The sequence below is a fragment of the Hydrogenophaga sp. genome, from assembly GCF_030373245.1.
Lineage (GTDB): Bacteria > Pseudomonadota > Gammaproteobacteria > Burkholderiales > Burkholderiaceae_C > Hydrogenophaga.
The window spans coordinates 955944-972690 of record NZ_JAUCZF010000001.1 but is presented as its reverse complement, the minus strand read 5'-3'; the positions used below and the strand labels follow the sequence as shown (position 1 = coordinate 972690).

20 protein-coding genes are annotated in these 16747 nt (G+C 66.7%); 11 read left to right on the top strand and 9 right to left on the bottom strand.

Features of this window, described 5'->3' with window-relative positions; all coding sequences use genetic code 11:
* Positions 1 to 64: 64 nt before the first annotated feature.
* Entirely contained in the window at positions 65 to 2419 is a 2355-nt protein-coding gene (gene dinG, locus QUV25_RS04640; RefSeq protein WP_300861673.1) for an ATP-dependent DNA helicase DinG, read from the top strand.
* A 106-nt stretch (positions 2420 to 2525) separates the two neighbouring features.
* Here the strand turns inward: dinG and QUV25_RS04635 are convergent, their stop codons facing one another.
* The 3 genes from QUV25_RS04635 to QUV25_RS04625 form a co-directional block, all read right to left on the bottom strand.
* Positions 2526 to 3764, bottom strand: a complete 1239-nt coding sequence (locus QUV25_RS04635) for a beta-ketoacyl synthase (RefSeq protein WP_300861671.1) — start codon at positions 3762 to 3764, stop codon at positions 2526 to 2528.
* Positions 3761 to 4027, bottom strand: coding sequence for an acyl carrier protein (locus tag QUV25_RS04630; protein WP_300861670.1), 267 nt, complete (start codon positions 4025 to 4027; stop codon positions 3761 to 3763). The genes QUV25_RS04635 and QUV25_RS04630 overlap by 4 nt, the downstream gene beginning before the upstream one ends.
* A 299-nt stretch (positions 4028 to 4326) precedes the next feature.
* Positions 4327 to 4725 carry a DUF4148 domain-containing protein gene (locus tag QUV25_RS04625; protein WP_300861669.1) on the bottom strand — a complete coding sequence of 133 codons (399 nt, stop codon included), beginning with the start codon at positions 4723 to 4725 and terminating at the stop codon, positions 4327 to 4329.
* A gap of 273 nt (positions 4726 to 4998) precedes the next feature.
* Here QUV25_RS04625 and QUV25_RS04620 point away from each other — a divergent pair, with 273 nt between their 5' ends.
* From QUV25_RS04620 to QUV25_RS04610, 3 genes are read left to right on the top strand one after another with little or no spacing between them, the layout of a single operon-like run.
* Entirely contained in the window at positions 4999 to 5469 is a 471-nt protein-coding gene (locus QUV25_RS04620) for a CopD family protein (RefSeq protein ID WP_300861667.1), read from the top strand.
* 42 nt (positions 5470 to 5511) lie between these two features.
* On the top strand, positions 5512 to 5814 hold the full coding sequence (locus QUV25_RS04615; protein ID WP_300861666.1) for a hypothetical protein: 303 nt from the start codon (positions 5512 to 5514) through the stop codon (positions 5812 to 5814).
* A gap of 41 nt (positions 5815 to 5855) precedes the next feature.
* Positions 5856 to 5987, top strand: coding sequence for a hypothetical protein (locus tag QUV25_RS04610; RefSeq protein WP_300861665.1), 132 nt, complete (start codon positions 5856 to 5858; stop codon positions 5985 to 5987).
* 100 nt (positions 5988 to 6087) lie between these two features.
* Here the strand turns inward: QUV25_RS04610 and QUV25_RS04605 are convergent, their stop codons facing one another.
* The 5 genes from QUV25_RS04605 to QUV25_RS04585 form a co-directional block, all read right to left on the bottom strand.
* Positions 6088 to 7122, bottom strand: coding sequence for a metal-dependent hydrolase (locus QUV25_RS04605; protein ID WP_300861662.1), 1035 nt, complete (start codon positions 7120 to 7122; stop codon positions 6088 to 6090).
* Positions 7123 to 7256: 134 nt separating this feature from the next.
* On the bottom strand, positions 7257 to 7904 hold the full coding sequence (locus tag QUV25_RS04600; protein ID WP_300861660.1) for a protocatechuate 3,4-dioxygenase: 648 nt from the start codon (positions 7902 to 7904) through the stop codon (positions 7257 to 7259).
* A gap of 36 nt (positions 7905 to 7940) precedes the next feature.
* On the bottom strand, positions 7941 to 10613 hold the full coding sequence (locus tag QUV25_RS04595) for a bifunctional acetate--CoA ligase family protein/GNAT family N-acetyltransferase (protein ID WP_300861658.1): 2673 nt from the start codon (positions 10611 to 10613) through the stop codon (positions 7941 to 7943).
* A complete protein-coding gene (locus QUV25_RS04590) occupies positions 10610 to 11209 on the bottom strand; it encodes a DUF502 domain-containing protein (RefSeq protein WP_300861656.1) in 600 nt (199 codons plus the stop codon). Before QUV25_RS04590 ends, QUV25_RS04595 begins: the two co-directional genes overlap by 4 nt.
* Positions 11210 to 11313: 104 nt before the next feature.
* Positions 11314 to 11973 carry a hypothetical protein gene (locus QUV25_RS04585; RefSeq protein WP_300861654.1) on the bottom strand — a complete coding sequence of 220 codons (660 nt, stop codon included), beginning with the start codon at positions 11971 to 11973 and terminating at the stop codon, positions 11314 to 11316.
* Positions 11974 to 12161: 188 nt separating this feature from the next.
* On the opposite strand from QUV25_RS04585, the gene QUV25_RS04580 reads away from it, so the two are divergent.
* From QUV25_RS04580 to QUV25_RS04565, 4 genes are all read left to right on the top strand, one after another.
* Complete coding sequence (locus tag QUV25_RS04580) at positions 12162 to 12500, top strand: hypothetical protein (RefSeq protein ID WP_300861652.1); 339 nt, start codon at positions 12162 to 12164, stop codon at positions 12498 to 12500.
* Positions 12501 to 12602: 102 nt separating this feature from the next.
* The gene (locus tag QUV25_RS04575; protein ID WP_300861649.1) at positions 12603 to 12926 is read left to right on the top strand and encodes a DUF4148 domain-containing protein; all 324 of its coding nucleotides are present in this window, start codon (positions 12603 to 12605) and stop codon (positions 12924 to 12926) included.
* 105 nt (positions 12927 to 13031) lie between these two features.
* Positions 13032 to 13724, top strand: coding sequence for a sigma-70 family RNA polymerase sigma factor (locus tag QUV25_RS04570; RefSeq protein WP_300861647.1), 693 nt, complete (start codon positions 13032 to 13034; stop codon positions 13722 to 13724).
* The gene (locus QUV25_RS04565; RefSeq protein WP_300861645.1) at positions 13721 to 13978 is read left to right on the top strand and encodes a zf-HC2 domain-containing protein; all 258 of its coding nucleotides are present in this window, start codon (positions 13721 to 13723) and stop codon (positions 13976 to 13978) included. The genes QUV25_RS04570 and QUV25_RS04565 overlap by 4 nt, the downstream gene beginning before the upstream one ends.
* 16 nt (positions 13979 to 13994) lie before the next feature.
* Here QUV25_RS04565 and rsmI read toward each other — a convergent pair whose 3' ends face one another.
* Positions 13995 to 14912, bottom strand: coding sequence for a 16S rRNA (cytidine(1402)-2'-O)-methyltransferase (gene rsmI / locus QUV25_RS04560; protein WP_300861643.1), 918 nt, complete (start codon positions 14910 to 14912; stop codon positions 13995 to 13997).
* Here rsmI and QUV25_RS04555 point away from each other — a divergent pair.
* From QUV25_RS04555 to QUV25_RS04545, 3 genes are read left to right on the top strand one after another with little or no spacing between them, the layout of a single operon-like run.
* Positions 14912 to 15376, top strand: a complete 465-nt coding sequence (locus tag QUV25_RS04555) for a YraN family protein (protein WP_300862038.1) — start codon at positions 14912 to 14914, stop codon at positions 15374 to 15376. The genes rsmI and QUV25_RS04555 overlap by 1 nt on opposite strands.
* Positions 15377 to 15403: 27 nt before the next feature.
* Positions 15404 to 16024, top strand: a complete 621-nt coding sequence (locus QUV25_RS04550) for an SIS domain-containing protein (protein ID WP_300861641.1) — start codon at positions 15404 to 15406, stop codon at positions 16022 to 16024.
* Positions 16021 to 16746: a BON domain-containing protein gene (locus tag QUV25_RS04545; RefSeq protein WP_300861639.1), complete on the top strand. Its 726-nt coding sequence runs from the start codon at positions 16021 to 16023 to the stop codon at positions 16744 to 16746. The genes QUV25_RS04550 and QUV25_RS04545 overlap by 4 nt, the downstream gene beginning before the upstream one ends.
* The last annotated feature ends 1 nt before the right edge of the window (position 16747 follow it).

Below are 16747 nucleotides of genomic sequence, written 5' to 3'. Positions count from 1 at the left end.
CAACACCCTGGTCGTCAGACCCGGAACACCCGTCTGGGACAATGCCCGGTTGACTGGCCCGACCATGACCGACCTCACCGCTGTTTCTCCTGACCACGATGCCGTGGCCCCCGCCGGCCCGCCGCGTGGCCCGCTGGCGCGCGAGGCCCTGGCGCTGGCCGCGTTCGACCACCTGGTGGCCAAATCACCAGGCTTTCGCGCGCGCGCCGGCCAGCGCGAGATGGCGGCGCACATCGCCGAGACGCTCAGCCTGGTCGACTGGCCGAGTGCAGAAGACAAGGCGGCGCACAACACCGGCGACGAGCCACCGGGCGAGCGCGCTATTGCGGTGGTGCAGGCCGGTACTGGTGTGGGCAAGTCGGCGGCTTACGCGGCCACCGTGATTCCGCTCGCGCTGGCGCACCAGAAGCGCGTGATCCTCTCTACCGCCACGGTGGCGCTGCAGGAGCAGCTCATGGTCAAGGACCTTCCTGCGCTTTCGGCCGCCTTGCCGCAGCCGTTCAGCTTTGCGCTGGCCAAGGGCCGCGGCCGCTATGTGTGCCGCCTCAAGCTGGACCAGCTGAGCGGCGGCGACGCCGCCAGCGCCGACCTGTTCGAAGGCGACGACGCGCCCGACAGCGCCGGCCAGTCCCCCGATGCCCTGGCCGCCCACACCGTGGCCAGTGCCGCCGCCAGCGCGCGCGCCGCCGAGCGCTGGAGCGAGCGCGCGCAGCAGTACGCGCAGTGGACCGCGTCGCTGGACAGCGGCGCCTGGGACGGCGACCGCGACCAGCTGGCCGACCCACCCGAGGCCGAGCTCTGGAGCCCGGTGGCCGCCGAGCGCCACACCTGCACCGCGCGCCACTGCCCCAGCTACAACAGTTGCAGCTACTACCAGGCGCGCGCGCGCCTGGCGCAGGCGCAGGTGATCGTGGTCAACCACGACCTGCTGCTCTCCACCCTGGGCCTGCACGCTTTGCCCGCGCCGCAAGACTGCTACATCGTGTTCGACGAGGCGCACCACCTCGGCGCCGTCGCGCAAGGCCAGTTCACCGAAAGCATGGACCTGATGCGCAGCCAGTGGCTGGATCGACTGCCGCGCGCGGTCGACGAAGTGGCCAGCGCGCTGCAGCACTCACCGGGTGTGGACGTATCTGCCGTTGCCGGCGAACTCAAACGCGCCCAGGCCGAGCTGGCGCGCCTGGCCATGGCGCGTGTGGGTACGCTGCCTGCCTGGGACCAGCTGACCGGCCGCGCCGCGCGCGCCCCGGTGGCGCGCGGCGGATTTGACAGCGCCAGCGTGCCGGTGGTCGAGCGTTTCGAAGGCGGTGCGCTGCCGCCCGAATGGCTTGATACCGTGGCGCAGCTGCACACGCGATCCAGCGCCTTGCTCAAGGTGATGGAAGCGCTGGCCACGCAGCTCAAGGCAATGGCGCGCGAGAACCCGGGCGACGCGGCGCGCTGCGCCAAGCTCTACAGCCGCCTGGGCGTGCTCGCGCCGCGCCTGCAACACCTGCAGGCCACGGCCGAGCTCTGGCTGCAGGAGCCGCTGGCCGGTCAGCCGCCGCTGGCCAAGTGGCTGGAGGCGGGCATTCAGGGCGGCCTGGTCACGCTCACCGCCCACGCCTGCCCATTGCAGCCCGGCAGCCTGCTGCGCAGCCATCTCTGGCGCCATGTGCGCGCGGCGGTGGCCACGTCCGCGTCGCTCACCACCTGCGGCAGCTTCGACCATTTCCTGCACGAATCGGGTCTGGCGTTTGACGACGCGGCCAAAGCGCGCGAGGTGCAAAGCCCGTTTGACCACGCGCGCCAGGGCCGGCTGGTGGTGGTGCAGACGCGCGCCGACCCAAAAGACGTGGAGGCGTATTCGCGCGAAATGCTCGACGCGCTGATGGACGATCTGATGCAGGTGCAGCGTGGTGCGCTGGTGCTCTTCACCTCGCGCGCGCTCATGCGCCGCGCGCAGGAGCTGCTGGAGCGCGGCCAGCACGGCGCGCTGCGCGACCGGGTGCTGGTGCAGGGCGAAGCTTCGCGCACGCTGCTCATCCGCCGCCACGCCGAGCGCGTGGCTGAGGGACGGGCGTCGATTCTGTTTGGCCTGCAGTCGTTCGGCGAAGGGCTGGATTTGCCGGGTGAGCTGTGCGAATGGGTGTTCATCACCAAGCTGCCGTTTGCCTCGCCCAGCGATCCGGTGGGGCAGGCGCGCGCCGACTGGCTCAAGGCCCAGGGCCGCGACCCGTTCAGCGAGCTGGTGGTGCCGGCCACCGGCGCGCGGCTGTTGCAGTGGACGGGCAGGGCCTTGCGCACCGAGGCCGACGAGGCGGTGGTGGTTTGCTACGACGCACGGCTGCTGCGGCAAGCGTATGGGCGGCGCATGTTGCAGGGTCTGCCGCCGTACCGGTTGCAGCGCCGGCAGGATGGCGTGTTGAGCGACGTCTGACCCGCCCAGCGCGGCGGCTCCCAGGGTGGATGCCGTGTTCGAGGGTGCCCATTCGCCATCGCCTTGGCTGAAGGAGACAACCCGGGCTCACGGCGAGCTGCCTCGTTCAGGCTATCGCTGCTTGCAGCGCCAGCACGGCATTGACCCCGCCAAAAGCGAACGAGTTGGACAAGGCCAGGCCGCCTGGCCGGACCTGACAGGCTTCGCGGAGCACCCGCAAGGGCGCCACGTCATCGCCAAGCGTGTGCAGATGGGCGTTGGGCGGAAGCTGGCCATGGCGCAGCGCCAGCAGCGTCACCACCGCCTCCAATGCTCCGGCGCCGCCGAGCAAGTGACCATGCACCTGTTTGGTGGAGCTCACCGGGATCTGTTCGCCGCGCGAGTCGAACACCTCTCGAATGGAGCCCGCCTCCACCGCGTCGCCCAGCACCGTGGCGGTCCCATGGGCATTGATGTAGTCAACGTCTTCCAGCCGGCTGATCCCGGCGTCTTGCAGGGCTGCGCGCATGGCCGCCGCCTGGGGCGCCTGGCTGGGGCGCGAAATGTGTGCGGTGTCGCTGGTGTGGCCGAACCCGCGCACCCAGCCCAGCACCTGCGCCTGCCGGTCCTGAGCCGAGTCAGCACTTTCCAGCAGCAAGGCGGCCGCACCATCGCCCATGGTGAAGCCGGTGCGGCTGGCGTCAAACGGACGGCAGCTGGTGTGGGGCGCGGCTGCATCGGCGCGCGCCAGTGCCCCGCTGGCTTGCCAGGCCCGCAGCACGGCGGGCGCCATCATGCTGTCGACCCCGCCGACCAGCACTTGCCGTGCTTCACCTCGCTCGATCATGCGGCAGGCCTGCCCGATGGCCAGGGCCGACGACGCGCAGGCAGCGGAGAGGGTGCTCACCGTGCCCTTGAGGCCAAGGTGGTGTGCCACATGAAAGGCGGGCGCGCTGGGCATCGCCATCGGGACGGTGGTGGGCCGCACCCGCTTCTTGTGGCGAATCAGCAGGTCGCTGTAACCCGCATCCAGCGTGGAAAGGCCGCCCATGCTGCATCCCCACAGCACAGGCAGGCTTTCGCGGTCGAGCGCCTGACCTTGGGACTCGGCCTGGCTGAGGGCCTGCTGTGCCGCATGCAGGCTGAACAAGGAGACCCGGTCCAGGTCGAGCAGCGCATGCGGGGGCAGGCCTGGCAAGGTGAAGTCGGTGCTGCACATCGACACGGTGATACCTTGCAGCCCGATCTCGGGGACAGCATCCAGCAACTGTGCCGAGGACCTTCCCGCCAGCACGGCTGCCCAGAGCGTGGCGAGGTCGAGCCCGCTGGCGCAGGTGGCGCCGAGGCCTGTGATGGCGACTTTCATGGGTGGGTGCGGCTCTTGAGCTCCAGCTCGATTTGCGCGACCAGGTCGCCCACGGTGTTGAGCTTGACCATCTGTTCGTCGCTGATCTCGATCTTGAATTCATCATCGATGTCGAACATGAACTCCGCCAGGCCGAGCGAATCGATGCCCAGGTCGGCCAGGGGCGTACCGAGTTCAATCGAGGCCACATCGAGCCCGCTGCGGCGCGCGGCCATGGCGGTCAGGCGCGCGGTCACGGAGGTGGATGGGGGTGTGTTGGTCATGGGCTCCTCCTGAGTGGCACCGATCGGCGGACCGTCGGGATCTGGGATGTTGCCATGAGCAGGTGGCCCTGGGCATGTTTCACGCACAGGACTTTGCCTTGTGCGTGAAACATGCCCGACTGTGACGCGGTGATGGAGCTTGCGGGGTGCGGATTGGCCTTGCCTTCCTCTGTGCATTGCGGTGCGTCGTGTGGAGAGCTGGGCGACGCTGCACCAGAAATGGACAACGCCGCGCAGGGGCTTTCCTGCGCGGCGCTGGGCGAGGGGTGGTGATGCAGAGCGCTGCAAGCACCTCGGTTTCAGTTCAGGTAGACCTGAGTGGCGTTGCTGTTGCGGTACAGCTTGCCCATGCTGGCGAGGTCCGAAACCTGCATTTCAACTTCGGCGCGGGTCAACTTGCTGGTGCTGGATTGCAAAGCCGGCTTGTGCACATCACCATAGGAGATCAGGTCTTGCGCTTGCGCCTGGCGCAGCTCCGCAATCACTTCGGCGCGGGATTTGTTCGACTCCAGCTTCACATCGTTTTGAAACGGGAGGTCACCGATGGCGCTTTGGGCCGAAGCGGCAAAAGAGGACGCGGCGAGCAGGGCGGCAATGGCGAAGGTTTTCATGGTGGTTCCTTTGAAAAGTGTTTTGCGATGCTGCGTCGTGCCGCACCGTCCTCCACTTGGTCGCATCGAGCTGGAAAAACGTGACAAGTTTTTTTGAAGCTCAGAGCAATGCTTCGCCATCCGCGACTTCAGGGAGCCACCGCAGGCTGCAAGTGCAGTCTGTCAACGGGATCTCTCGACCCTGGCAAACGACACCTCTCGCACGACCAGTCAATGCAGGATTTGGGGGCGGCGTCTCTGTGGCCTGACCCAGGGCGATTGGCCTGACGAAGGCAAGGGTATCTCCACGCGCAGGGCTCTTTGTTACGATGCCGACGCTCTGTTTGAAGACCCGTCCATACCCCGAAAGCGACAGCCCTCATGATCTACGCCGCCCTCAAGCTTGCTCACGTGCTCGCCATCATCGTCTGGATTGGCGGCATGGTGTTCACCCATTTCTTCTTGCGACCGGCCACGCTGTCGCTGGAGCCGCCGGTGCGCTTGCGCCTGATGCACGACGTGCTCGGTCGCTTTTTCAAGGCGGTGCTGGTCGCAGCCGTGCTCGTGCTGGCCAGTGGTCTTTGGATGATTGGCCGGGTGGCCAAGGAATCCGTGCAGGCCGGCCTGGGCTTCAACATGCCGCTGGACTGGACCATCATGGCCACGCTGGGTATCGTGATGATCGCCATCTTTGGCCACATCCGATTCGCATTGTTCAAGCGCCTGGGCAAGGCCGTGGCGGCCAGCGACTGGGCTGCGGGTGGTGCCGCGCTCGCCAGCATAAGGACCTGGGTGGGCATCAACCTCTTGATCGGGGTGGCCATTGTGGTGATTACGTTGCTGCTGGCCTGAGGCAGTCAACATCCACCAGCTTTGCCAGTGCATCGCTTCGCCATGTCGCTGCCTCGCTGGTCGCGTTCGGTGCTGAAGCTTTTGTTGGGCCTGGCCTTGCTGTGGCAAATGGTCGTGGCACCGGTCGCGGCAACCGCTGGCTGTTGTGACGGCGAGCAAGCTTGCTGTGTGGCGCTGCGAGCCGGTGCGGGCTGCGTGACCTGCGTGCCGGTGATGGCAGACACCGCGATGGCTTTGGCGCCTTCTCCAGCCCTGGTGGACAGGTCGCCCGCGTCGCTGATCCCTCAGACCTGGCTCAGCAACGACCCGCATGACATCTGGCGCCCTCCCATGGCCGTCGTCTGAGACAACTTCGTTTTTGACCTTTTTATTTTTTGGAGATATTCATGAAAGCCAAACTGCTCAAGCCCTTCACCGCCGTGGCCTTGTTCGCCATGTCGTTCCCCGCGCTGGCTGCAGGCGCCTGCTGCGTCGCGGGCGCGGTCTGCTGCCTGATGGGGATGCCCTGCTGTGAATAAGCGGCTGCGCCTTTCGAGGCGCTGAGATGGAGCCGGCCAGGCGATTCGTCTGGCCGGCTTTTTTTGTTGGCCTCAGCCGCCCTTCGGGTACGCAGTCAGGTCAGCGCGCGGGGGGCTCGCCCAGACTCAGGGTGGCCACAGGGAGCGGCGCATCCACGCCCCAGATGCGGTCCCACAACCACGGCAGGCCGCGGCGCAGGTCAGGGCGCATGGCGAGCTGCACCGGGGCGTCGGCGCCCACCGCATCGCTGGCACCCACATCGAAGCGAAATACGTACGCGGGTTCCTGGCCCATGCGCAGGTCGGTGAGCAGCACGCGTCCGTCCTGTTCGCTCAGGCTGAAGATGCCCTTGCTGAATGCGGCGATGCGCTGCACCGAGTCGTTGTCGCCGTGTCGGGCCAACAGCTCGGCGCCACGTGGGTAGGCGGTCCAGCGCACGGTGGGCGCGCTGTCCAGCAACGAGTAATAGCCTTCGAAGTACTGCTCAGGCGTGGTGGCGACCAACCGCCAGAGCACCGTGTTGAACGGTGCGGGGGTCACCAGCAGTCCTTGCGCAGAGATACCTTGTTGGGCCAGCGAGTCGCGCGCCACGCGCTCCGCCTGCTGCTGCCCAACCACGCTCCAGCCCAGGTACAGCGTGGTGATGAACAGCGCGGCGGCATTCCAGCGCAGACCGCGCGCGTTCTTCAGGCGCAGTGCGGCGACCACGCCCACGATCAGCGGCACGGTGTAGGCCGGGTCGATGATGAACATACTGCCGACGCCGAACGGGTGGTTGGTGAAAGGCATCAGCAGCTGGGTACCGTAGACCGTCATGGCATCGAGCAGCGGGTGGGTGATGAGCACCAGCCACAAGGCCAGCCACCACCGCCTGAACAGCGTCGCTTCGCCATGCAGCCGAGAGACCACCCAGGCCAGCAGCGGCGCGAGCAACGTGAGGTAGAAAAAGGCATGGCTCTCGCCGCGATGGCGCACCATGTTGAGCACCGCGTCGCCGTAGTCGACGAACACATCGAGATCGGGCAGGGTGCCGGCAATGCCGCCCCACAGCGCGGCCTTCCACACCGCAGTGCGCCGGCCCATTGCGGCCACGCCCACGGCGGCACCCAGAGTGATTTGCGTCAATGAATCCATGCGCGGAGCTTAGTGGCTGATGGGCAGCCTGTTCCCCCGAGGGGATATGACACGCGGTCCAAAGACGCTCAACGGCGGATGGACGTGGGCGCACAGGCGGTGCGGGGGCTGCAGCCCCCGCGGCCCGGAGTCGCTCAGGCCTGGACCACGATGGGAAACTGCGCGCGCAGACCGTCGCTGCCGGATTCGAAAGGCACGGTGATCGCAGCCTGGCTGCGTTCATCCAGCCGACGCCAGAGGAAATCGCGCGCATTGCCCGGGTCGCCCGCCACGTAGAGCTGGGTCGTGAGCAGATCGGCACCGTCCAGCTTCACCTTCACATGGATGTGCGGTGTGCGCCCGCTGTAGGGCGCGGGGCGCAGGGTGCGAAAGCGGTAGCGGCCGTCCCTGGCCACCGCCACTCGGCCAAAACCCTGGAACGCCGGATCGGCGCGTCCGCCGTCGCCAGGGTGGTGGTAGTGGCCGGCCTGGTCGCATTGCCAGATCTCCACCACCGCACCGGCGACCGGCACGCCGCGTGTGTCGGTCACCACGCCTTCAACCCAGGCCGGCTGGCCAGCCCGGTAGTCGACGCGGCCGTTGCGCAGGAGATCAAAGTCGTTGTCGGCCGGCAGGGCGACCGGGTAGAACGGACCCTCGGTCTGGCTGGGCGTGGGGCGCAGTGAGAGGCCTTGCGCCAGGGCGGGCGTGAGCCAGGCCGGTGCGGCGGTGGCGGCGAGCAGGCCTGCGCTGCGCAACAGCAGCGAGCGGCGTTGTGGAAAGAGGGGGCTTGTGGGGTGCATGCGGGCTCCGGTGGGGATACCAGGGCGCCGCCCGGCTCAGGCGTTGCCCTGGAGATTGAGCCGGACGAAGCGGGTGCCGCGGTCGTCTGGATCGCTCGGGTTGACGGTCTCTTGGAAGCCAAGGCTCTGCGCAAGTTCCAGCATGCCCTGGTTTTCTCGCAACACGGTGCCCACCAGGCACTGGGTGCCACGCGCGCGCAGGTGCTCGATCATCTTGCTCATCAGCCGGTGGCCCAGGCCGCTGCCTTTGAGGTCGGAGCGCACGATGACGCCGAACTCGGCCGTGTGGTTGTCCGGGTCGACCGCCGCGCGCACGGTACCCAGGGTTTCTTCACCGTCGTCGGGCAGGGGCCGGGTGGCGATGAAGGCCATTTCGCGCGCGTAGTCGATCTGCGTCAGGCGGGCAAGCTCGCTGTGTTCGATGCTGCGCCGGCTGTAAAACACGCGCAGGCGGATGTCTTCGGGATCGATCTGCTCCAGGAAACGGCGGTGCTGGGCCTCGTCTTCCGGGCGGATCGGGCGCAGCGTGATCGCCTCGCCCTGCCAGACCCAGCTCTCCACCAGCGCCTGCGGATAGGGCTGTATGGCGAAGTGGGCCGCGCCAGCCGGCTTTTGGGCCGAAACACGCACCCGAGCATCGAGCGCCACTGCACCCTCGTGGTTGACCAGCAGCGGGTTGATATCGAGCTCGGCCAGCTCGGGCAGGTCGACCAGCAGCTGCGACACGCTCACCAGCACCTGAGCGATGGCGCCGAGGTCGGCCGCGGGTTCGTCGCGGTAGCCGTGCAGCAGCCTGGCGACGCGGGTGCGCTCGATCTGCGCGAGCGCCAGCGGCGTGTTGAGCGGCGGCAGGGCGAGCGCCCGGTCGGCCAGCACCTCGACCGCCGTACCACCCTGGCCGAAGAGCACGATCGGACCGAACACCGGGTCCACGCTGGCGCCAATGATGAGTTCGTGAGCGTGCTTGAGCTGCACCATGCGCTGCACGGTGAAGCCCTGCACATCGGCGTCGGGCCGCAGTTCGCGCACGCGCGCCAGCATGGCGTTGCAGGCCTCACCGAGCTCGGCGGCGCTGGCGATGTTGAGCCGCACGCCGCCTACGTCGGACTTGTGGCTGATGGTGTGCGAGAGGATCTTGAGCGCGATCGGGTAGCCCAGTTCAGCCGCTGCCTGCTGCGCGGCAGCGGCGTCGGGCGCGACCACGCGCGTTGCCACCACCGGCAGGCCAGCGGCGTCCAGCAGGTCCTTGGCCTCGGGCTCGGTCAGCAGATCGCGACCGCTGGCCAACACACCGTCGACGATGGCGCGGATGCGCGGCAGGTCCATGGCGCGCGCCGCGCTGCGCGCCGGCGGCGTCTGCAGCAGCTCTTCCTGGTGCAGCCGGTAGGTGCGCAGGAACGAAAACGCGCGCACCGCTTCTTCGGGCGTATCGAAGTCGGGCACGCCGGCGTTGCGAAAGATCTGCCGCGCTTCTTTCACCGCACCGTCGCCGAGCCAGCAGCCGAGCACGCGGCGCGGCGCGCGCGCCACCTGCGGCAACAAGGCCTGAGCGATCTCGGTGCTGGGCACGATGGCGGTGGGCGCCTGAATGAACAGTACCGCGCTGTCGCTCTCGGCGGACAGCGCCTGCAGCGCATCCACATAGCGCTGCCCGGGGGCGTCGCCGATGATGTCGACCGGGTTGGCGTGCGACCAGTTGGGTGGCAGTACCGCGTTGAGGCGCGCCAGCAGGGCATCGCTCAGCGGTGTGAGCGGCACGTTTTCCGCCGCGGCCGCGTCGGCCGCCATCACGCCCGCGCCGCCACCGTTGGTGAGCACGATCAGGCCACCCGATGGGCCGTCGCGAAAGCGCGCCAGGGTTTCGGCGGCGAGGAACAGATCTTGCAGCGAGTTCACGCGCAGCATGCCGGCGCGCGCGATTGCCGCGTCGAACACCGCGTCAGACCCGGCCAGTGCGCCGGTGTGCGACGCCGCGGCGGCCTGTCCCGCTGCCGAGCGCCCGGCTTTGACCACGATCACCGGTTTGTTGCGCGCTGCAGCACGTGCGGCCGACATGAACTTCGGACTTTCTTCCACGCTCTCGATGTAGAGAAGAATGGCGCGCGTCTTGGCGTCGCTGCCAAGGTAGTCGAGCAGGTCGCCGAAGTCGACGTCGGCGTGTTCGCCGAGCGAGACGAAGTGCGAGAAGCCGATGCCGCGCGAGCCGGCCCAGTCGAGCATGGCGGTGACCAGGGCGCCCGATTGCGACACGAAGGCCAGATCGCCAGGCTCGGCGCCGATGTGGGAAAAGCTGGCATTGAGACCGATGTGGGGCGCCAGCATGCCAATGCAGTTGGGCCCGAGGATACGCAGGGTGTGGATGCGCGCAGCATCCAGCATGGCCTGCCTCTGCGCCTTGTCCAGTCCGGCGGTGACGACGATGGCCGCGCGCGTGCCCCGTGCGCCCAGCTCGGCGATCAGCGGCGCCACGCTGGCCGCGGGCGTGCAGATCACCGCCAGGTCGGGCGCTTCGGGCAGCGCCGCCACATCGGGGAAAGTTTCCACACCCGCGAGGTCGGCGTGCTTGGGGTTGACCGCATACAGCCGGCCTCCGAACACGCCGTTGAGGTTGCGCCAGACGGTGCCGCCCACGCTCGCAGGCCGAAGCGAAGCACCCAGGACGGCGACCGAGGCGGGCGAAAACAGGGCGTCGAGGTGGCGGATGCTCATGACTGGGCTTCTTGCTTGCTGGAGGCCATGAAAGCAATCAAGGCCGAGCGCATCGCTTCTTCCACCGACATGTCGATCGGCGAAGTCCAGCTGCGCGGCACAAACACGGTGTAGCCGCCAATCATGTAGCCCATGGGCAGGTACACGGCGACGCGGTCGTCCAGATGACCCAGCCCCTTGGGCAGGCCGCGCAGCGACTGACGCGTCACCAGGCCAACGATGGCCAGCTCCTGCCCGGGCAGGTTGAGCAGCACGACCTGCTGCGCGTCTTTTTCATGCGGCGCGAAGTAGTCGGCGAAGTTCTTCAGCGAGGAATAAATGCTTTTCACCACCGGCAGGTTGGTGAACGGCAGCTCGACCCAGGAGAGCAGGCGCGAGGTGATGGGCAGGGAAATCAGAAAGCCCAGGGCGATGATCAGGACGGCGCCCAGGGCAATGCCCAGTCCGGGCAAGTAGAAGTCGCCGACGACGGGCCGGATCATGCCCATGGCGGTGCGCTCGACCCAGGTCACGAACAGGATCAGCACGTAGACTGTGAGCGCCAGCGGCAAGAAGGTGATCAGACCGCGGAAGAAGTATTGGGACAGGCGTTTCATGGCGATGCAGCAACCGGCCGGAGCGGCCAGTTTTCAGCATAGCAGCCAGACGCGTCAGGACTCTGACGCTGCACCCTCAATGGCCCTGTTCTCTGGGGCGAACCTCAAGGCCGGCCGCGCTCGAGGTCTACCGTGGCCCTCATGCGGCCGGCAAACACCAGGTCCAGTTCCGCGCCCTCGACGCTGGTGGCGATGCGCACGCCCGGCTGCTCGGCGGGACGGGTGGTCTTGACCTGCAGCAGGCCCTCGGGCCAACGAAAGGCCAGGCGGGCCTGCATCGGCAGGTAGCCATCGAGGTAGCGGCGCATCAGCGGCCCGGCGTGGAGGCGCCAGGTCCGGTCGTCCACGCGGTCCAGGGCACGCGAGCTGAGGTCGATGCACACGCTGCCGCCGCGTTTCACGTTGGCCAGCTCCACCCGATGGCCCTGCACCTCGTAGCGGCCCACGCCATCGGTCGAGACCACAGCGATGTCTCGCACCCGTTCCGGATTGAAGGCGATCACGATCTTCTGGTTCGGATCAAGCACGCGGTGGCAGGTGCTGAGCTGCACCACACCGGTCTGCAGGCTGGATTCTGTGATCTGAACCCGGGATTCGTACCAGTAGGCGTCGGGGTCGGGCCGAACCGCCAGGAAGCGCAGGTCGCCCTCCAGCACCACGTCGGCCAGGTCCAGCGCCTTTGCGCTCAGCGGAGCGCCGAGCAGCAGGCTGCTCAGCAGCCAGGCGACGAGCGGCGCACGGAATCGAGGGGTGGCATGTGTCATGGGTCTCTCCTGCCGGGATTGCAAATGTGCACAATGGCCTCAGCTGCCTTTACGTGGAGGGTCGCCGAGCGGCTGCCCATTGTGTCCCGTCTGGCCCGAAAAAGGCCGGGTGGGTGGATTCGAAACCCTGTCATTCCGCTTTCCTGGAACTCCCCGTCGCGGCGGGGGCTCTCTCAATCATGCAGACCTTGACCGATCTTCTGGGCCGCCTGATCGCTGGCGCGATCAAGCTGGTGCTGGTTCTCGCGGCCACCGTATTCGTGATCAGCTTCCTGCTGGCTGCGTTGGTGGTGGTGGTGCTGGTCTCGCTCTGGTCGCTGATCACTGGTCGCAAACCTGCACCGGTGGTGATGTTCACCCGCATGCGCGAGCAGTCGCAGCGCTACACCCAGGGCGTTTGGCCGGGCTCTGCGCGCGGCGAGCCGCCGGGTGAGGTGGTCGATGTGCAGGCTACCGAGGTGCCCGACGATCAGCGCTCCACCAGCGATGTGATCGAGCCGCGTAGTGAAGCCGGTCGCACGCGCTGACGCGTGGAGCGAAGAAAAAACCTGTCACGTTTGAACGGCCTGATGCGACCAAGTTGAGGACAGCACAACATCGTGTGGTGCTGCAACTTCAAGGAGTTCATCATGAAATCGTTTGCCATTGCCACCGTTCTTGCCATCAGCGCTTTCTCTGCTTCTGCTGGTTCCCAGTTTGTTAACGGCGAGATCTACCCACCGGTCGACAACACCGCCACGAGCAGCAAAACGCGCGCCGAGGTGTTGGCCGAGTTGCGCGCTGCCCAAGCGGCCGGGACCGTCGCCCACGGCGAGTTCGCCGGTCGGTCTGTGGTTGCGATTCCTTCGACCTCGAAGCTGACCCGTGCCGAGGTGCAAATGGAACTGGCTGATCTTGCCCGAGACGGCAAGCCGAACCCCTTCAACTCCTCCCAGGGCCTGTACCGCAACTGATCTGCGCCGCATGAACGCGCCACCATCAACACGACTCGGGTCGCTTGCTCAAGGTCTTCTGGACCGATCGCGACCCGAGCTTCTGGCGCTGGCAGGTGTAAGAACTTGACGACGTTCGCTGACTCACTGCGAGTCATCCGGTGTCTTTCCAAAGCAACCGGTTTTTGCGAAAGGCCCGTCATGTTGAGCAAGCCACTGATCGCTACTGAGTCGATTGAGCCCAGTCCCGAAATCGCCCCCGATCCTTGGGAGACGATGCGAAAACGCCTGATGCGACACGCCAGCATGGTGGTTCATTCTTCGGCGCAGGCCGAAGACCTGGTCCAGGAAACGCTGATGGCGATGTTTGAGCAGGGGGACGAGCACCGCGGCGAGGCTTCCCGCAGCACCTGGGCCATTGCCATTCTGAAAAACAAGATTGCCGACTGGTACCGCTCACCGCACCAGAAGCGTCGTGTCCACGTGAGCGCGGCCGATGAGGAATCGTCTGACGATCCGCTGGAAGCTCTGTACGATGCGGGAGGAAGTCATGTGGAGGCTGTGCCTGCCTGGCAGCAGCCCGACGGCAAAGAGTCGCAGCGTCAGATGATGGCGGTGATGGAGTCTTGCCTCAGGCGTTTGCCCGCGCAGTCGAGCAAGGTGTTCATGATGCGTGAATGGTTGGGGTTTGAATCCAGCGAGATCGGTCAACGCCTTGATCTGAGTCAGGAAAATATTCGCACGGTCTTGCATCGCACGCGCGCCAGTTTGCGTCAGTGCATGTCTGCCCAGGGCCATTCCGTTGAAAGTGTCACATGAGTTTTTTGCACAAGCTGTTGCACCCCTGTCGCCGAGTCGACGAGCTGTTGTCACAGGCCATGGACGAGCCCTTGGGGTGGAGTGATCGACTGCGCCTGAACATGCACTTGCGCATGTGCGGCAACTGCCAACACGTGGAGCAACAGGTGGACGTGTTGCGCCAGCTGAGTGTGAGCATGGGCGAGCTGGACGAGTCCTCTGATCTCCCGGTGGACCCATTGCCCAAACAACCGCCGCGCCGACCTGGCACCTGACGTTTTTTGGCGCGGCTCAGGAGCCCGCTTCGCGTTGGCGCTGAGCCAGCGCTGCGTCGTAAAGCGCGTTGCGCGGTTCGCCCGTGATGTCGGCACACAGTCGAACAGCGCGGTTGAGAGGCAACTCTGCCATCAGCAGGCCGAGGGTGCGCAGCGCGCTCGCCGACAGAGCGCCCTTGGGGGCAGATGCCAAATTCGGGTGCACCAACAGCACAAATTCGCCGCGCGTGCGGTGGCTGTCAGCCTCCAGCCAGGCGGGAAGCTCGGAGCAGGTCACTTCAGCGACCTCTTCAAACTGCTTGGTCAACTCACGACCCACGGTGATGCGGCGATCGGCCAGGCTCTGAAGCGCCTGTGCCAGGGCTTCGATGCGGTGCGGCGCTTCCAGTATCAGGCAGGCACGGGCGTCGTCTGCGATGGTTTGCACTTCGCGCTGGCGTTCGGCGCTCTTGGGCGAAAGAAAGCCGCTGAAGACCAACTGCCCCGCAGGGCCACCCAGGCCAGCCACGCTGAGCAGCGCAGTCAGGCTGCTCGCCCCGGGAATGGGTGTGCAGCGCAGGCCCACCGCCTGCACCGCCATGACCAGGCGGGCGCCCGGATCGCTGACGCCCGGCGTGCCGGCATCGCTCACATAAGCCACCCGCTGCCCGGCCTGCAATCGCTGCACCACGGTTTGCGCAGCCTCTGCTTCGTTGTGCTCGTGAACAGCCAGCAGCGGCTTGTGCAGACCATAACCCTGCAGCAAGCCCGCCGTGTGGCGGGTGTCTTCGCAGGCCACGGTGTCCACCAGCGAGAGTACCTGCAGCGCCCGCAGGCTGATGTCGGCCAGGTTGCCGATGGGGGTGGCGACCATGTAGAGCGCGCCCTGCGGATAATGCTGGTGCCCGGCAGCGTCTTGCGCGGCGGTCAACAGGGAATGGGAGCTTGCAGACAATGGGATTTGGCCAGAAAGGTGGGTTTTTTCGCCCGTCGCCAGCAGCAGCCCCCGCCGGGTCCGCCGCGAGCACCAAGCAGCGCGGTGACGCCGCCGAGGACGCTGCACTGGCGTTTCTGCAGAAACATGGACTGCGCCTGCAGGAGCGCAACTTCAAGACGCCCGGGCGCGGCGGCGGCGAGATCGATTTGATTATGCGCGAGCCCGACGGCACGCTGGTGTTTGTCGAGGTCCGCCAACGCGCCAGCGCGGCCCAAGGTGGTGCCGCCGGCAGCGTCACCGCGACCAAGCAGCGCCGCATCGTGCTGGCGGCGCGGCACTTTTTGCATCGGCTTGGATCAGAGCCACCATGTCGCTTCGACGTGGTGCTGATCCAGGGTGGTGCTGCCGGGCAGCCCAACGGCACAGGGGCGTCTCCCATCCAATGGCTGCGCGCAGCTTTCGACGCGTCAGCAACTTTTTGACACCTGGCCCAGGACTATGATCGCGCCATGCTTGTGCAACGTATTCAGCAGCAATTCATCGACAGTGCCGACCTGAAGTACCAGTGCGCGCAAACGCTGGCACCGACGGTGGAGGCCGCGGTGACCGCGGTACTGGCCAGCGTGACCGGGGGCGGCAAGGTGCTGGCCTGCGGCAATGGCGCGTCGGCCGCGGGTGCGCAGCACTTTGCGGCCAGCTTCATGGGCCGCTACGAACGCGAGCGTCCCGAGCTGGCGGCCATCTCGCTCTGTGCCGATGCCTCGGTCATCACCGGTATCGCCACCGACTTCGAAACCCGCGCCGTGTTTTCCCGCCAGGTGCGGGCGCTCGGCCAGGCGGGGGATGTGCTGCTGGTGCTTTCGACCACGGGCAATTCCGCCAACGTGGTCGCGGCGGTGGAAGCGGCACATGATCGCGACATGGTGGTGCTGGCCCTGACCGGCGCCAAAGGCGGCCAGCTCGCGCAGCGCCTGCGCGACACCGACGTGCATGTGTGTGTGCCGCACGATCAGGCCGCCCGGATTCTGGAGGTGCACCACCTGGTGTTGCACTGCATTTGTGATGGTGTCGACGCCCAGTTGCTGGGTTTGCCCGACGCCTTGGAGAACGAACAGGAGAACCTTGCATGAACAAATCTTTTGCTCCCGCGTGGTCACGCTGGGCCGCCCTCGCTCTGGGCACTGCCGTGCTCGGCGGAGCCCTCACGGCCTGCGCGCCCCTGGTCATTGGCGGCGCCCTCACCGGCGCGATGGTGGCGGTGGATCGCCGCACTTCGGGCATCCAGCTGGAAGACCAGGGCATTGAGTTGCGCGCTGCCAACCGCTTGCGCGATGCCGTGGGCGACCGAGTCAACGTCGCAGTCACCAGCTACAACCGACAGGTGCTGCTGACTGGCGAGGTGGGCAATGAACGCGACAAGGCGCTGGTGGAGCAGACGGTGGCGGGCGTGGAGAACGTGCGCAGCATCGTGAACGAGCTCGCGGTGCTGGGCTCGCCCTCGCTCACCCAGCGCTCGGCCGACACCATCATCACTGGCCGGGTCAAGGCGTCCATGCTGGACGCCAACGATGTTGCAGGCACCGCCTTCAAGGTGGTCACCAACCGCGGTACCGTGTACCTGATGGGCCGCGTGACCCAGCGCGAAGCCGACCGCGCAACCGAGATCGCCCGCAACACCTCGGGCGTTCAGCGGGTGGTGCGGGTGCTGGAGATCATTTCAGAAGAGGAACTGGCGCGCTTGCGTTTGCAGCCAGGAACGGCAGCGCCAGTTGCGACGCCTGCGGCTCCGGCTGCTGCTCCTGTGACCGCTCCTGCTGCTGTGCCACAGGCACCCGCAGCGACCACGCAGTAAG

Excerpts from the sequence above, each read along its gene's own strand:
- dinG (WP_300861673.1), top strand. The coding sequence starts at position 65 with ATGACCGACCTCACCGCTGTTTCTCCTGACCACGATGCCGTGGCCCCC.
- QUV25_RS04635 (WP_300861671.1), bottom strand. The coding sequence starts at position 3,764 with ATGAAAGTCGCCATCACAGGCCTCGGCGCCACCTGCGCCAGCGGGCTC.
- QUV25_RS04630 (WP_300861670.1), bottom strand. The coding sequence starts at position 4,027 with ATGACCAACACACCCCCATCCACCTCCGTGACCGCGCGCCTGACCGCC.
- QUV25_RS04620 (WP_300861667.1), top strand. The coding sequence starts at position 4,999 with ATGATCTACGCCGCCCTCAAGCTTGCTCACGTGCTCGCCATCATCGTC.
- QUV25_RS04615 (WP_300861666.1), top strand. The coding sequence starts at position 5,512 with ATGTCGCTGCCTCGCTGGTCGCGTTCGGTGCTGAAGCTTTTGTTGGGC.
- QUV25_RS04610 (WP_300861665.1), top strand. The coding sequence starts at position 5,856 with ATGAAAGCCAAACTGCTCAAGCCCTTCACCGCCGTGGCCTTGTTCGCC.
- QUV25_RS04605 (WP_300861662.1), bottom strand. The coding sequence starts at position 7,122 with ATGGATTCATTGACGCAAATCACTCTGGGTGCCGCCGTGGGCGTGGCC.
- QUV25_RS04600 (WP_300861660.1), bottom strand. The coding sequence starts at position 7,904 with ATGCACCCCACAAGCCCCCTCTTTCCACAACGCCGCTCGCTGCTGTTG.
- QUV25_RS04595 (WP_300861658.1), bottom strand. The coding sequence starts at position 10,613 with ATGAGCATCCGCCACCTCGACGCCCTGTTTTCGCCCGCCTCGGTCGCC.
- QUV25_RS04590 (WP_300861656.1), bottom strand. The coding sequence starts at position 11,209 with ATGAAACGCCTGTCCCAATACTTCTTCCGCGGTCTGATCACCTTCTTG.
- QUV25_RS04585 (WP_300861654.1), bottom strand. The coding sequence starts at position 11,973 with ATGACACATGCCACCCCTCGATTCCGTGCGCCGCTCGTCGCCTGGCTG.
- QUV25_RS04575 (WP_300861649.1), top strand. The coding sequence starts at position 12,603 with ATGAAATCGTTTGCCATTGCCACCGTTCTTGCCATCAGCGCTTTCTCT.
- QUV25_RS04565 (WP_300861645.1), top strand. The coding sequence starts at position 13,721 with ATGAGTTTTTTGCACAAGCTGTTGCACCCCTGTCGCCGAGTCGACGAG.
- QUV25_RS04555 (WP_300862038.1), top strand. The coding sequence starts at position 14,912 with ATGGGATTTGGCCAGAAAGGTGGGTTTTTTCGCCCGTCGCCAGCAGCA.
- QUV25_RS04550 (WP_300861641.1), top strand. The coding sequence starts at position 15,404 with ATGCTTGTGCAACGTATTCAGCAGCAATTCATCGACAGTGCCGACCTG.
- QUV25_RS04545 (WP_300861639.1), top strand. The coding sequence starts at position 16,021 with ATGAACAAATCTTTTGCTCCCGCGTGGTCACGCTGGGCCGCCCTCGCT.